At 70.8% G+C, this 14,461-nt stretch carries 11 protein-coding genes; 8 read left to right on the top strand and 3 right to left on the bottom strand.

Annotated elements, in window-relative coordinates:
* Positions 1-152: 152 nt before the first annotated feature.
* The 3 genes from AB0B96_RS01515 to AB0B96_RS01505 form a co-directional block, all read right to left on the bottom strand.
* Positions 153-1,346 carry a PP2C family protein-serine/threonine phosphatase gene (locus AB0B96_RS01515; RefSeq protein WP_362895571.1) on the bottom strand — a complete coding sequence of 398 codons (1,194 nt, stop codon included), beginning with the start codon at positions 1,344-1,346 and terminating at the stop codon, positions 153-155.
* Between the two features lie 150 nt (positions 1,347-1,496).
* Entirely contained in the window at positions 1,497-1,991 is a 495-nt protein-coding gene (locus AB0B96_RS01510) for a transcriptional regulator (RefSeq protein WP_350948034.1), read from the bottom strand.
* A gap of 491 nt (positions 1,992-2,482) precedes the next feature.
* Positions 2,483-3,727, bottom strand: coding sequence for an arginine deiminase (locus tag AB0B96_RS01505; protein WP_350948035.1), 1,245 nt, complete (start codon positions 3,725-3,727; stop codon positions 2,483-2,485).
* 300 nt (positions 3,728-4,027) lie between these two features.
* Here AB0B96_RS01505 and pyrR point away from each other — a divergent pair, with 300 nt between their 5' ends.
* From pyrR to pyrF, 8 genes are all read left to right on the top strand, one after another.
* A complete protein-coding gene (pyrR, locus tag AB0B96_RS01500) occupies positions 4,028-4,609 on the top strand; it encodes a bifunctional pyr operon transcriptional regulator/uracil phosphoribosyltransferase PyrR (RefSeq protein WP_362895569.1) in 582 nt (193 codons plus the stop codon).
* The gene (locus tag AB0B96_RS01495; protein ID WP_350948037.1) at positions 4,606-5,535 is read left to right on the top strand and encodes an aspartate carbamoyltransferase catalytic subunit; all 930 of its coding nucleotides are present in this window, start codon (positions 4,606-4,608) and stop codon (positions 5,533-5,535) included. Before pyrR ends, AB0B96_RS01495 begins: the two co-directional genes overlap by 4 nt.
* Positions 5,535-6,854: a dihydroorotase gene (locus tag AB0B96_RS01490; protein ID WP_362895567.1), complete on the top strand. Its 1,320-nt coding sequence runs from the start codon at positions 5,535-5,537 to the stop codon at positions 6,852-6,854. Before AB0B96_RS01495 ends, AB0B96_RS01490 begins: the two co-directional genes overlap by 1 nt.
* A gap of 187 nt (positions 6,855-7,041) precedes the next feature.
* Positions 7,042-8,325 (top strand): glutamine-hydrolyzing carbamoyl-phosphate synthase small subunit, encoded by a 1,284-nt coding sequence (carA, locus tag AB0B96_RS01485; RefSeq protein ID WP_362895565.1) that lies wholly within the window; start codon positions 7,042-7,044, stop codon positions 8,323-8,325.
* Positions 8,318-11,614 carry a carbamoyl-phosphate synthase large subunit gene (carB, locus tag AB0B96_RS01480; protein ID WP_350948040.1) on the top strand — a complete coding sequence of 1,099 codons (3,297 nt, stop codon included), beginning with the start codon at positions 8,318-8,320 and terminating at the stop codon, positions 11,612-11,614. Before carA ends, carB begins: the two co-directional genes overlap by 8 nt.
* 55 nt (positions 11,615-11,669) lie before the next feature.
* The gene (locus tag AB0B96_RS01475) at positions 11,670-12,515 is read left to right on the top strand and encodes a dihydroorotate dehydrogenase electron transfer subunit (protein ID WP_350948041.1); all 846 of its coding nucleotides are present in this window, start codon (positions 11,670-11,672) and stop codon (positions 12,513-12,515) included.
* Positions 12,505-13,479, top strand: a complete 975-nt coding sequence (locus tag AB0B96_RS01470) for a dihydroorotate dehydrogenase (RefSeq protein WP_350948042.1) — start codon at positions 12,505-12,507, stop codon at positions 13,477-13,479. The genes AB0B96_RS01475 and AB0B96_RS01470 overlap by 11 nt, the downstream gene beginning before the upstream one ends.
* The gene (gene pyrF, locus AB0B96_RS01465; RefSeq protein WP_350948043.1) at positions 13,476-14,189 is read left to right on the top strand and encodes an orotidine-5'-phosphate decarboxylase; all 714 of its coding nucleotides are present in this window, start codon (positions 13,476-13,478) and stop codon (positions 14,187-14,189) included. Before AB0B96_RS01470 ends, pyrF begins: the two co-directional genes overlap by 4 nt.
* Positions 14,190-14,461: the final 272 nt, after the last annotated feature.

Below are 14,461 nucleotides of genomic sequence, written 5' to 3'. Positions count from 1 at the left end.
GCGGGCGCAGGGCGTACGGGGACGTTCTCGTGCCGTCGTCCCCTCGCGCCTCGTTGTTCTCCCAGGCTTTTCTCGCGCCGGTGTTCTCTCACGCCGCCGTGAAGCCGGTTTCGCGCAGCCGTTCCCGCTCGGGGCCCTGCCGGCGCTCTTTCTCACGCCGCCGTGGAGTTCTGGCGGGCGGCGCGCTGGCGCAGCAGGAGCATCGCGGCGTCGTCGCTCAGCGGCCTGCCCACGTGGCCGAGCAGGTCGGCGCGCAGGGCGTCCAGCGAGCCCTGGGGGTCGTCGCCCTCCAGCAGGTGCGCCCGCTCCAGCAGCGGATAGAACTCGCCCGCGTCGTCGCGTGCCTCGATGACCCCGTCGGTGTAGAAGAGGACCTGGTCGCCGGGCTCGAAGGGGATGTGGTGCGGCCGCGGCTCGACGGCCTTGAGAGCGCTCATGCCCAGCGGGAGCGCCTCGTCCGGGGGGTCGGCGAACCAGATCCCGCCGTCGGCGTCGAGCACCAGGGGCGCCGGGTGGCCGCAGTTGATGACGGTGATGGTGGAGTCGCCGCTGATCTCGGCCAGCACGGCGGTCACGAACTGCTCGCCGGACAGCTCGCGGGTCAGGGCGTTCTCCAGGCGGCCCACGACGCCCTGGAGCGTCCTCTCGTCGTGGGCCGCCTCACGGAAGGCCCCGAGCGCGACCGCGGCCGTCTCCACGGCCTCCAGGCCCTTGCCCTGGACGTCTCCCACGATGATCCGCACCCCGTGCGGGGTGGTGACGACCTCGTACAGGTCGCCGCCGATCCTGGCCTCCGCCGTGGCGGAGGTGTACGAGACGGCCACGCCGATGCCCGGTCCCGCGCGGCGGGGCACCGGGCGCAGCAACACCCGCTGGGCGGCCTCGGCCACCGAGCGCACGTCGGCGAGCTGGCGTTCGTGGCGCAGCCGTCCGGCGCTGGCCAGCACACTGGCCACGGTGACGCCGAGGATGGCGATGAGGGTGATGTTGATGCGGGACGAGAGGATGTCGTTGTAGAGGCCGAGCGCGAAGCACAGCGCCAGGGCGACGACGCCGACCACCGTGGTGCGGGTCAGGTCGCAGGCCACGCTGGCGAAGGCCGGGCCGAGGGCGAGCAGCGGCAGCAGGCCGGACGTGGGGCCGGTGCCGAAGTCGATCGCGGCCACCACGGCCATCACGACGAACGGCAGCAGCTTCAGGGTGCTCTGGGTGCGGTTGGTGCCGATCGAGCTCAGCAGCCGCGGAAAGGCACGCCTCCTGGTCGATCGCGGCTGCGCCGGGGCGGTGCGGAGACGGGTCTCGGAGGTCGATCGAGAGTGATCGATCCGATCATCTCCCCTGGCCATGTCCACCACACCTCGCTAAATGCGTGTCTGCCTTTTCCTACCACAACGGCTGTAGCCCGGGGCGGAACTAAGGACAGGTTCTGCTGAGAACGAGGAGCTCTGCGGGGTGGGTACGCCGGTTGCGGCGCACCCACGACCGGTCAGGGGTCGTCAGAAGGCTTCGACGGCTCGGCGGGCCTCCGGGTCCAGGACACCCCAGCCGATGAGCTCCTCGGTGAGCTCACTGGGGGACTTGTCATAGATCACGGCGAGGGAGCGGAGATCCTCCTGGCGGATGGACAGCACCTTGCCGTTGTAGTCGCCACGCTGGCTCTGGATGGTGGCCGCGTAACGGGCGAGCGCGCCCGCCTTCTCCTTGGGGAGCTGGGCGAGACGCTCAAGGTCGATCACAAGCTTCGGTGTCGGGCCAAGAGGGCTCGGAGCCGAACCCCCCGGCAGCAACTCCGAGACCGGCACCCCGTAGAAATCAGCCAGTTCGGCAAGCTTCTGCACGGTGACGGCACGGTCGCCACGCTCGTAGGAGCCCACGACGACCGCCTTCCAGCGTCCCCGGGACTTCTCTTCGACTCCGTGCAGGGACAGGCCCTGCTGGGTGCGAATGGCACGGAGTCTTGCACCCAGTGACTTGGCGTACTCAGACGGCATGGTGTGGCCCCCCGGCTCTGTTATGTAGTGCTCTCAACTTGATTGTGCTACCTCGCAACTTATGCCCCGTTCACCGGGTTGGCGCCTGAGGCTGGCACCTTCGGTGACCGGTGCGTCAGGGTTCACCCGATAACGCCACGAGGTGTGGTTACGGACAGTGACGGTAAAGCTGTGGGCGCCTAAGGTCAAGCTGATTGGAAAAAAGATGTCGAATCCGATCCGGTGGGGTCCGCGTCAAACGCCGCACTTGTCCTACCCGACATGACGGAAACTTCGACTTTTTCGGTACTTTCGCTTGATTCCCGCGTCTTCTGGATGGCTTGCGGCAGCGGCGTCGCGAGGGGCGGCGACGGGCGTATGATCTTGAACGACGCTCCCTCCGGGGAATACCCGGTGCGACGGTCCCGTCCGCCGGAGACGGTGGCCTGCGGCGTGCCCGCGTGCCGGTCGCGGGCCCGCGAGCGTCGTCCCGGCTTCCCGCGAGGGAGGGTTCAGATGCCCTCGCGTTCGAGCGGGCAGCTCATGCAGCGCGGGCCGCCCCGGCCCCGGCCGAGCTCGCTGCCCCGGATCGTGATGACCTCGATCCCGTTCTCGCGCAGGTGGTTGTTGGTGGTGGTGTTGCGCTCGTAGGCCACCACCACGCCGGGACGCAGGGCGAGCACGTTGCAGCCGTCGTCCCACTGCTCCCGCTCGGAGGAGTACACGTCCTGCGTCGCGCTGAGGACCTTGATGTCGTCCAGCCCGATCGCCCGGGCGATGGCCCGGTGCATGTCCTCGGGGGGATGATCGGTGATCTTGAGTTCCTTCTCGTTGTCGCCGGGTTCGACCGTGTAGGAGGGCAGCATGCCCAGTCCCGCGAACTTGGTGAAGACGCCGACGTCCACGTTGGTCATGACCGTGTCCAGGTGCATGAAGGCCCGTGCCTTCGGCATGTCCAGCGCGACGATTCTCGTCGCGGCACCTCGCCTGAACAGGCTTCGCGCGAGCATCTCGACCGCCTGGGGCTGCGTACGCTCGCTGATGCCCACCAGCACCGCGCCCCGGCCGATGACGAGCACGTCGCCGCCCTCGATGGTGGCGGGAGCCGCGGGGGTACCCGGCATCCAGACGTTGTAGCCGCCCTCCTCCGGACGGTCGTAGCCGGACGCGAAGGCCGGGTGGTAGCGGTAGATCGCCTCCATGTTGAGGGTCTCGCGGCGGCGTGCCTTCTTCCTCATCGCGTTGATCGAGACGCCGTCGTAGATCCAGCAGGAGGTGTCGCGGGTGAACAGGTGATTGGGCAGCGGGGGCAGGACGAAGTCGTCCGGCCTGAGCGTGTGGAAGGCGAGGCTCTTGGGGTCGGTGCCCAGCTCCACCAGCTCGCGCTTGGTGATGCCTCCGGTGAGATAGCGCTTGAGCGTGACGGAGTCCATCGAGTCGAGCGCGTTGCGGATGGCGTCGACGGCCATCGGGCCGAAGTAACGCTCGTCGGCGATGCCGTCCAGGATGTGCTTGCGCGCCTCGGGGATCTCGACCGTCTCGTGGAGCAGGTCGGAGAGCATGTGGACGGTGACGCCCTGGTCGACCAGAAGCCTCTGCCACTCCTCGTGCTCCTCCACGGCGCGCTGCACCCACAGCACGTCGTCGAAGAGGAAGTCGTCCTTGTTCGACGGCGTGAGCCGTTTCAGGGCGAGTTCCGGCCTGTGCAGCAGGACCTGGTGGAGCCGGCCGACCTCGGAGTCGACGTGAAAGGTCATTTCTCTTCCTTAGCGGCTGGTTGACGGGAGTGGCCGGGGGCGGGCACGCCGGGACGGCCGCGTCAGGGAGGTGGCCGTCATGCTTCGCCTTGGTGCGGATGTAAAGCGCATACCCGGAAGACCAAGGGGAAGTCAGCGAAGATCGTGATATTTATTCACTTTTGAGAAGATTGTCGAGCCGGACCCGCGCTGTTCGCGAAGCGGACCCCTGTTCGGGCGAACCGTCACCGAGCTGGTACCTTGAGGTCGTTGACTTCCTTTAAGACCCGTCCCGTGAGGCGGGAAAGGTGGTGTTCCTCCTTGGCAGAGGCCATTTCGCGTGCGCTGTCGCACGCACAGGGCGGTGCCCGCGCCGTCCTCGAACAGCCCGACATCAACCGGGCCCTCATCCGCATCTCCCACGAGATCCTTGAGCGGACCAAGGGCGGTGAGAACGTCGTCCTGCTGGGCATTCCCACCCGCGGCGTCCACCTGGCCCGCCGGCTGGCCGCCCACATCAAGCAGTTCGAGGGCCGCTCGGTCCCGGTGGGCTCCCTCGACGTCACGATGTACCGCGACGACCTCCGGCTGCGGCCCGCCCGCGCGCTCGGCCGCACCGAGCTGCCCGCCGACGGCATCGACGGCAGGGTGGTCGTCCTCGTCGACGACGTCCTCTACTCGGGCCGCACCGTCCGCGCCGCACTCGACGCGCTCAACGACCTGGGCCGCCCGCAGGCCGTGCAACTCGCCGCCCTGGTCGACCGGGGTCATCGCGAGCTGCCCATCCGCCCCGACTACGTGGGCAAGAACCTGCCGACGTCGAAGTCCGAGATCGTCAAGGTCTACCTGGAGGAGAACGACGGCAGCGACGCGGTCCTGCTGCTGAAGGGGGACGAGCGATGAAACGCCACCTGATCTCCGCGGCCGACCTGACCCGCGACGACGCCCTGCTCATCCTGGACACCGCCGACGAGCTGGCGAAGATCTCGGAACGTTCCATCAAGAAGCTCCCCACCCTGCGGGGACGCACGGTGGTGAACCTCTTCTTCGAGGACTCCACCCGGACCAGGATCTCCTTCGAGGCCGCTGCCAAGCGACTGTCGGCCGACGTCATCAACTTCTCCGCCAAGGGCTCCAGCGTCTCCAAGGGCGAGTCGCTCAAGGACACCGCGCTCACCCTGGAGGCGATGGGCGCCGACGCCGTGGTCATCCGCCACGGCGCCTCGGGCGCGCCGCACCGGCTGGCCGGCTGGGTGCGCGGCAGCGTCGTCAACGCCGGAGACGGCACCCACGAGCACCCCACCCAGGCCCTGCTCGACGCCTTCACCATGCGCCGCCGCCTGGGCCCGCTGGACGGCAGGAGGGTCACCATCGTCGGCGACGTGCTGCACAGCAGGGTGGCCCGCTCCAACGTGCTGCTGCTGGCCACGCTCGGCGCCGAGGTGACCCTGGTCGCCCCGCCGACCCTGTTCCCGGTCCAGGTCGGCTCCTGGCCGTGCGAGGTCTCCTACGACCTCGACGCGGTGCTGCCCAAGTCCGACGTGGTGATGATGCTGCGCGTGCAGCGCGAGCGCATGAACGCGGCGTTCTTCCCCACCGAGCGGGAGTACAGCCGCCGCTACGGGCTCGACCGCGACCGCGTCGCCAAGATGCCCGAACACGCCATCGTGATGCACCCCGGCCCGATGAACCGGGGCATGGAGATCGCGGCCGAGGTGGCCGACTCGCCGCGCTCGACGATCGTCGAGCAGGTCGCCAACGGTGTGACCGCACGCATGGCCGTCCTGTACCTGCTGCTTGGCGGCGCCGACCTCCGAGGAGAGATCTGATGAACGACCGCATCGGGGCCACGCGTGACGGCATCGTCATCAGGGGCGCCAGGATCCTCGGCGGTGAGCCGGTCGACATCCTGGTCCGCGACGGCCTGCTGGTGGAGATCGGCCGGGGACTGTCCGGCAGCGAGGTCGTGGAGGCCGAAGGGCTGATCGCCCTGCCCGGCCTGGTCGACCTGCACACCCACCTGCGCGAGCCGGGCCGCGAGGACGCGGAGACCGTCGACACCGGCACCCGCGCAGCCGCCCTCGGCGGCTACACCGCCGTACACGCCATGGCCAACACCGAGCCGGTCGCCGACACGGCCGGCGTCGTCGAGCAGGTCTGGCGCCTGGGCCAGGAGGCGGGCCACTGCGACGTGCACCCCGTCGGCGCCGTCACCGTCGGCCTGGGCGGCGAGCGCCTCGCCGAGCTCGGCGCGATGGCCGACTCCACCGCGCGGGTCAGGGTCTTCTCCGACGACGGCAAGTGCGTCTCCGACGCGGTGCTCATGCGCCGCGCCCTGGAGTACGTCAAGGCGTTCGACGGCGTCGTCGCCCAGCACGCCCAGGAGCCGCGCCTGACCGCGGGCGCGCAGATGAACGAGGGCGCGGTCTCGGGGCGGCTCGGCCTCACCGGGTGGCCCGCGGTCGCCGAGGAGGCGATCATCGCCCGCGACTGCCTGCTCGCCGCCCATGTCGGCTCGCGCCTGCACATCTGCCACGTCTCCACGGCCGGTTCCGTGGAGATCATCCGCTGGGCCAAGTCCAAGGGCTGGGACGTCACCGCCGAGGTGACCCCGCACCACCTGCTGCTCACCGACGACCTCGTCGAGGACTCCCCGGTCGGTTCCTACAACCCGATCTACAAGGTGAACCCGCCGCTGCGTACGCGCGAGGACGTCGAGGCGCTGCGCGAGGCCCTGGCCGACGGCACGATCGACTGCGTGGCCACCGACCACGCCCCGCACCCGGTCGAGGACAAGGAGACCGAGTGGGCCGCCGCGGCGATGGGCATGATCGGCCTGGAGACGGCGCTGGCGGTGGTTCAGGAGGCGATGGTGGACACGGGGCTGCTCGACTGGGCGGGTGTCGCCGAGCGCATGTCCGTCGCCCCCGCCAGGATCGGCAGGCTCCAGGGCCAGGGGCGGCCGATCGAGGTCGGGGCCCCGGCCAACATCACCCTCTACGACCCGTCGGTGCGCGCCGCGGTCGACCCCGGGGGCTACGCTTCAAAAAGTCGTAACACGCCCTACGAGGGCCTCACCCTGCCGGGCCGTGTCGTGGCGACCCTCCTGCGCGGCAGGCCGACCGTCCTGGACGGAAAGCTCACGTGAGGGGCCTCGTCCGCCGAGCCCGGACCGTCGCGGGCGCCGCCCCCGACGGCTTCTCCTCTCCCTCGCCGAGGCGTGGGGGTTCCTCCCGAGGACACGAGGGTGTCCCGTCCGGCGGCGGGGCGGCGACCCAACGTGCCGGATATTTCATACTTTGCGGAGCTGTAACCGAGATGATCGGGGTGTGTGAGTGACCGCAGTGCTAGTCCTGGAAGACGGGCGCGTCTTCCACGGGACCCCCTACGGCGCCGAGGGCGAGACCTTCGGCGAGATGGTCTTCAACACGGGGATGACCGGCTACCAGGAGACGCTGACCGACCCGTCGTACCACCGCCAGATCGTCGCGATGACCGCGCCCCACATCGGGAACACCGGGGTCAACGACGAGGACCCGGAGTCGTCGAGGGTGTGGGTGGCCGGATACGTGGTCCGCGAGCCCGCCCGGGTGGCCTCCAACTGGCGCTCCAACCGTTCCCTGGACGACTACCTCAAGGAGCAGGGCGTCGTCGGCATCGCCATCACCGGCACCCGCGCCCTCACCCGCCACCTGCGGGAGCGGGGGGCGATGCGGGCCGGGGTCTTCTCCGGCAAGGCCCTGGCGCCCGTCGAGGAGCTGCTGGAGCGGGTGCTGGGCAGCCCCGCGATGGAGGGCGCCGACCTGGCGGGCGAGGTCTCCACCCCGAAGCCGTACGTCGTGCCCGCGATCGGTCCCAAGCGGTTCACCGTGGCCGCCGTCGACCTCGGCATCAAGGCGATGACGCCGCACCGGATGGCCGAGCGCGGCTGCGAGGTGCACGTGCTGCCCGCCTCCGTCACCGCCGAGGAGATCCTCGCGATCGGCCCCGACGGGGTGTTCTTCTCCAACGGTCCCGGCGACCCCGCCACCGCCGACGGCCAGGTCGAGGCGCTTCGCGGCGTCCTCGACGCGGGCGTGCCGTTCTTCGGCATCTGCTTCGGCAACCAGCTCTTCGGACGGGCGCTCGGGCTGGGCACCTACAAGCTGCGCTACGGCCACCGGGGCGTCAACCAGCCGGTGCAGCACCGGGGCACCGGCAAGGTCGAGATCTCCGCGCACAACCACGGCTTCGCGGTACGCGCACCGCTGGAGGGCGTGTTCGACACGCCGTACGGGCCGGCGGAGGTCAGCCACGTCAACCTCAACGACGACTGCGTCGAGGGGCTGCGGCTGCTCGACCGCCCGGCGTTCAGCGTCCAGTACCACCCCGAGGCGGCGGCGGGCCCGCACGACTCGGCCGGCCTGTTCGACGACTTCTGCGCGTTGATGGCGGGCGGGCGGCGAACGGCCGGCGAGGGACGAGGCGTCCGCGGAGCCGGCGAGGAGCCGAGCGCGACCATGAGTGCGGAGCGGTCGAGGGGACGAGCGGGCGGAGTGGCCGGCGAGGGACGAGGCGTCCGCGGAGCCGGCGAGGAGCCGAGCGCGACCATGAGTACGGAGGGAAGCAAGGGTGCCTAAGCGTACGGACATCCAGTCGATCATGGTGATCGGCTCAGGGCCGATCGTGATCGGCCAGGCCTGCGAGTTCGACTATTCGGGCACCCAGGCCTGCCGAGTGCTGCGCGCCGAGGGCTTCCGCGTGATCCTCGTCAACAGCAACCCGGCGACGATCATGACCGACCCCGAGTTCGCCGACGCCACCTACGTCGAGCCCATCACCCCCGACATCGTCGAGAAGATCATCGCGAAGGAGCGGCCCGACGCGCTGCTGCCCACCCTGGGCGGGCAGACCGCGCTGAACGCCGCGATCTCCCTGTACGAGGCCGGGATCCTGGACCGCTACGACGTCGAGCTGATCGGGGCCGACGTCGACGCCATCCAGGCGGGCGAGAACCGCGAGCTCTTCAAGGGCATCGTGGCCAAGGTCGCCGCCGAGCGCGGCCTCAACGCCGAGTCGGCGCGCTCGTTCGTCTGCCACACCATGAACGAGTGCCTGGCCGCCGCGCACGAGTTGGGCTACCCGCTGGTGGTGCGGCCCTCCTTCACCATGGGCGGGGTGGGTTCCGGCTTCGCCCACGACGAGGAGGAGCTGCGCCGCATCGCCGGGGCGGGCCTCGACGCCTCGCCGACCACCGAGGTGCTCCTTGAGGAGTCCATCCTCGGCTGGAAGGAGTACGAGCTGGAGGTCATGCGCGACCGGGCCGACAACGTGGTGATCGTCTGCTCGATCGAGAACATCGATCCGATGGGCGTGCACACCGGTGACAGCGTCACCGTCGCCCCCGCGCTCACGCTGACCGACCGCGAGTACCAGAACATGCGCGACGTGGCCATCGCGGTCATCCGCGAGGTCGGCGTCGACACCGGCGGCTGCAACATCCAGTTCGCCGTCGACCCGCGCACCGGCCGCATGGTCGTCATCGAGATGAACCCCCGCGTCTCGCGCTCCTCGGCGCTGGCGTCCAAGGCCACCGGCTTCCCGATCGCGAAGATCGCCGCCAAGCTCGCCATCGGCTACACCCTGGACGAGATCCCCAACGACATCACGAAGGAGACCCCCGCGTCGTTCGAGCCCTCGCTCGACTACGTCGTGGTCAAGGTGCCGAGGTTCGCGTTCGAGAAGTTCACCGGCGCAGACCGGACCCTCACCACCCACATGAAGTCGGTGGGCGAGGCGATGGCGATCGGCAGGTCCTTCCCCGAGGCCCTGCAGAAGGCGCTGCGCTCGCTGGAGAAGAAGGGCGCCTCCTTCACCTGGGCGGGGGAGCCCGGCCCCAAGGACGAGCTCCTGGCCGCCTGCCGCGTCCCGCACGACGGGCGCCTGTTCACCATGCAGCAGGCCATCCGCGCCGGGGCCACGATCGAGGAGCTGTCGGAGGCGACCTCCGTCGACCCCTGGTTCCTGGACCAGCTCTTCGCGATCGACGCGATGGCCGCCGAGTTGCGCGAGGCGCCACAGCTCACCGCCGAGGTGCTGACCGGGGCCAAGCGGTACGGGTTCAGCGACGTGCAGATCGCCGAGCTGTGCGACATGACCGAGCCGCGGGTGCGCGACCTGCGCCACGCGCTCGGCGTCCGCCCGGTCTACAACACCGTCGACACCTGCGCCGCCGAGTTCGCCGCCCAGACCCCCTACCTGTACTCCACCTACGACGAGGAGACCGAGGTCCCCTACGGGGAGCGTCCCAAGGTCCTCATCCTCGGCTCTGGACCCAACAGGATCGGCCAGGGCATCGAGTTCGACTACGCGTGCGTGCACGCCTCCTTCGAGCTGTCGTCGGCCGGATACGAGACCGTCATGGTCAACTGCAACCCCGAGACGGTCTCCACCGACTACGACACCTCCGACCGCCTCTACTTCGAGCCGCTCACCCTGGAGGACGTCCTGGAGGTCGTCCACGCCGAGCAGCAGACCGGTCCGGTGGTGGGCGTCATCGTCCAGCTCGGCGGCCAGACCCCGCTCGGCCTGGCCCAGGCGCTCAAGGACGCCGGGGTCCCGATCGTCGGCACCTCGCCCGAGTCGATCCACCTCGCCGAGGAGCGCGGCGCGTTCGGCAGGGTGCTGGCCGAGGCGGGCCTGCCCGCGCCCAAGCACGGCGTCGCGGTGACGGAGGAGGAGGCGCTGGCCATCGCCGCGGAGATCGGCTACCCGGTGCTGGTGCGGCCCTCCTACGTGCTGGGCGGCGCCGGTATGGCCATCGTCTACGACGACGACACCCTGACCTCCTACATGGCCAAGGCCGGCGCGGCGAGCGACCATCCGGTGCTGGTGGACAAGTTCCTCGACGAGGCCGTGGAGATCGACGTCGACGCCCTGTTCGACGGCGAGGAGCTCTACCTCGGCGGCGTGATGGAGCACATCGAGGAGGCGGGCATCCACTCCGGCGACTCGGCGTGCTCGCTGCCGCCGATGACGCTGGGCGGCTACGACATCAAGCGCATCCGCGCCGCCACCGAGGCGATCGCCCGGGGAGTGGGCGTGCGCGGCCTGCTCAACGTGCAGTACGCCATGTCCGCCAACATCCTGTACGTGCTGGAGGCGAACCCCCGCGCGAGCCGCACCGTCCCGTTCGTCTCCAAGGCCACGGCGGTGCCGCTGGCCAAGGCGGCGGCCAGGGTGATGATGGGCGCCACGGTGGCCGAGCTGCGCGCCGAGGGCCTGCTGCCCGCGACCGGCGACGGCGGCACCATGCCGCTGGACGCGCCCATCGCGGTCAAGGAGGCCGTGCTGCCGTTCAACCGCTTCCGCGGCGTGGACATCGTGCTCAGCCCCGAGATGCGCTCCACCGGCGAGGTGATGGGCATCGACGAGTTCTTCGGCACCGCCTACGCCAAGTCGCAGGCCGCCGCGTACGGCTCGCTGCCCACCAAGGGACGGGCGTTCGTCTCGGTGGCCAACCGCGACAAACGCGCCATGATCTTCCCGGTCAAGGCGCTCGCCGACCTCGGGTTCGAGATCCTCGCCACCGAGGGCACCGCCGAAGTGCTGCGCCGCAACGGTGTCCATGCCAAGATCGTGCGCAAGCACAGCGAGGGGACGGGCCCCGAAGGCGAGCAGACGATCGTCCGGCGCATCCTGGACGGGGAGGTGGACCTCATCGTCAACACCCCCTTCGGCAGTCCCGGCCAGGCGGGGCCGCGCCTGGACGGCTACGAGATCCGCACCGCCGCGGTGCTGCGCGCCATCCCCTGCATCACCACCGTCCAGGGGCTCGCCGCGGCCGTACAGGGCATCCAGGCGATCGTCCGTGGCGACATCGGCGTACGGTCACTCCAGGAGCACGCGAAGCGTTTGCGGAGCGGCTGAGGAGCGGGCCGGTGCCTTAGCGGAGGTGAGGGAGACGCCTGTTACCCCGGTACAGGTGACCGGCACGGTGCTGACGACGCGCCGCGTCGACGCCTACCATGCGCTGACCGTGGTGGCGCCCGGCATCGCCGAGCGCTTCCGGCCCGGCCACTTCGTCGGGGTGGCCGTCGGTGGTGCCCGGACGTCGATGCTGACGCGCCGCGCCTTCTTCGTCCACGACGTCAAGCCCGACTACGGGGGTACGGTCGAGTTCGTCTTCTCCGTGCGCGGCCCCGGCACGGCCTGGCTCGCCGAGCGCCGTGCCCGCGACACCCTCGACCTGGTGGGCCCGCTCGGCCGCCCGTTCCCGCTCCCCAGGGACCCGGTGACCTGCGTCCTGGTCGGTGCCGAGCACGGTGCGGCGACGCTGTTCACCGTGGCCGACGCCCTCCAGGGGCGCGGCTGCCGCGTCGACTTCGTCCTCGGCGCGGTCTCCGCCGACCGGGTCTTCGGCGCCCTGCGAGCCAGGAGGATGGGGGAGACCACCACGCTCACCACCGAGGACGGCTCCCTGGGCATGCGCGGCCGGGTGACCGACGTGCTGCCGGGGGTGATCGCCGACGTGCGGGCCGACGCCGTCTACGCCTGCGGCCCGATGCCGGTGCTGCGCGGCGTCACCGCGGTGGCGGTCGAGTTCGACATCCCCGTCCAGGTGGCCGTCGAGGAGGGTATGGCGTGCGGGATCGGCGTGTGCATGACGTGCGTGCTGCCGGTGATCGGGGACGACGGGGTAACCCGGATGGTGCGCTCGTGCGTCGAAGGACCGGTCTTCAGGGGCGAGCGCGTCCGCTTCGACGACGTCGGCACGATCCCGTTCGACGCGCTGGGAGCACCCGGTGGGGGAACGCGGCATGCCGGTTGACATGCGGACGTACCTGGGGCACGTGGAGCTGGTCAACCCCGTCACCACGGCCGCCGGGTGCGCGGCGTCCGGCTCCGAGCTCGCCCAGTTCTTCGACCTGGCCAGGATCGGCGCGCTGACCACCCGGTCGATCACGATGGCCCCCAGGGCGGGCCGCCCGACCCCGAGGATGGCCGAGACGCCCTCGGGCATGCTCAACGCCGTCGGGCTCCAGGGACCGGGCGTGGACGCCTTCCTGGAGCGTGAGCTGCCCTGGCTGTCGCAGCGGGGCGTACGGACCGTGGTGTCCATCGGCGGCGGCACCGTGGCCGAGTACACCGCGCTGGCCCGCAGGCTCACCGACGCGCCCGGCGTCACCGCCGTGGAGGTCAACCTGTCGTGCCCCAACATCGAGGACCGCGGCCGGGTCTTCGCCCGCGACGGCGCCGCCTCCGCCGAGGTGATCGCCTCGGTGCGCTCGGTGATGCGGTACGACGTGCCCGTGGTGGCCAAGCTCTCCCCGGACGTCATGGACATCGTGAGCGTCGCTCGCGCGTGCGTGGACGGCGGGGCCGACGCGCTCTCGATGATCAACAACCCGCTCGGCATGAGCATCGACACCGAGGCGATGCGCCCCACGCTCGCGGCGGTCACCGGTGGTCTGTCGGGACCGGCCATCCGTCCGCTGGCCGTACGCTGCGTGTGGCAGGTCCACGCGGCCCTGCCCAGCGTGCCCATCATCGGCATGGGTGGCGTGCTCACCGGCAGGGACGCCTTCGAGCTCATCCTCGCCGGCGCCTGTGTCGTCGCCGTGGGGACGGCGCTGTTCCACGACCCCTACGCCTGCCTGCGCATCCTCCGCGAGCTGGAGGAGCTTCTGGCGGCCCGGGGGTTCCACCGGCTGGCCGACGCGGTCGGGCTGGCCCACCGCCCGCCGGGGGCGTCCACCCGGCACCGGATTGATCTTGAGGAGAGTTCCCTGTGACGCCCGCACCCATCGCCGTCGCCCTGGACGCGCCAGATCTCGAGACCGCGGCCCACTGGGCGAGCATGGTGACCCCGCACGTCACCACCGTCAAGGTCGGTCTGGAACTCTATCTCCGCTACGGCCCCGACGTGATCGCCTCCGTCCGTGGGGCGAGCGGAGTGCGGGTCTTCCTCGACCTGAAGCTCCACGACATCCCCAACACCGTCGCGGGCGCCGCGAGGGCCGTCGCCAGGCTCAAGCCCGCCATCCTGACCGTCCACGCCGCCGGCGGCCCCGCGATGATCCGGGCGGCCGTGGAGGCGATGCCCCACACCCAGATCGCGGCGGTGACGCTGCTCACCTCGCTCTCGGAGGCTGACCTGGACCTGATGGGTGTCAGGGGCCCCTCAGAGGACGCGGTGCGCCGCCTGTCGGCGCTGGCCGTCGCCGCGGGCGCCCAGGCCCTCGTCTGCTCGCCGCGCGAGGTCGCCGCGGTGCGCGCCGAGGTCGGACCCGACATCACCCTCATCACCCCCGGCGTCCGTCCCGCGGGCGCCGCGAGCCAGGACCAGGCGAGAGTGGCCACTCCCGAGCAGGCTCTGGCGGACGGGGCCGACCTCCTCGTGATCGGCCGCCCGATCACCGGCTCCGCCGACCCGGGCGCGACGGCCGCGGGCATCGCCGCCGCCCTGCGGCGGGTTTCGGCCGCCACGGGGCAGCGCGCCTGAGGACGGCCGGGATACGGCCGGGATTCCGTCGGGCGCTCGTGGGTCTCGTGGGTCTCGTGGGTGAGGACGGCCCGGGATCCGTCGGGCGTTCGCGGCTGGGGGGCGGCCCGGATTCCGTCGGGCGTTCGCGGCTGGGGGGCGGCTCGGGATCCGTCGGGCGTTCGCGGGTGGGGACGGTCCGGGATCCGTCGGGCGTTCGGGGGTGAGGTGGTTCGGAAGGCCGGCCGGGGTCGCGGTCGGGTTCGAGGAGCGCCGGGCGTCGCGGATGAAGG

The organism is Streptosporangium sp. NPDC049046 (assembly GCF_040649155.1).
Lineage (GTDB): Bacteria > Actinomycetota > Actinomycetes > Streptosporangiales > Streptosporangiaceae > Streptosporangium.
This window is presented reverse-complemented; position numbering and strand designations above follow the sequence as displayed.

Coding starts and splice junctions, on each gene's coding strand:
- AB0B96_RS01510 (WP_350948034.1), bottom strand. CDS start 1,991: ATGCCGTCTGAGTACGCCAAGTCACTGGGTGCAAGACTCCGTGCCATT.
- AB0B96_RS01495 (WP_350948037.1), top strand. CDS start 4,606: ATGAAACGCCACCTGATCTCCGCGGCCGACCTGACCCGCGACGACGCC.
- AB0B96_RS01515 (WP_362895571.1), bottom strand. CDS start 1,346: ATGGCCAGGGGAGATGATCGGATCGATCACTCTCGATCGACCTCCGAG.
- AB0B96_RS01490 (WP_362895567.1), top strand. CDS start 5,535: ATGAACGACCGCATCGGGGCCACGCGTGACGGCATCGTCATCAGGGGC.
- AB0B96_RS01470 (WP_350948042.1), top strand. CDS start 12,505: ATGCCGGTTGACATGCGGACGTACCTGGGGCACGTGGAGCTGGTCAAC.
- AB0B96_RS01505 (WP_350948035.1), bottom strand. CDS start 3,727: ATGACCTTTCACGTCGACTCCGAGGTCGGCCGGCTCCACCAGGTCCTG.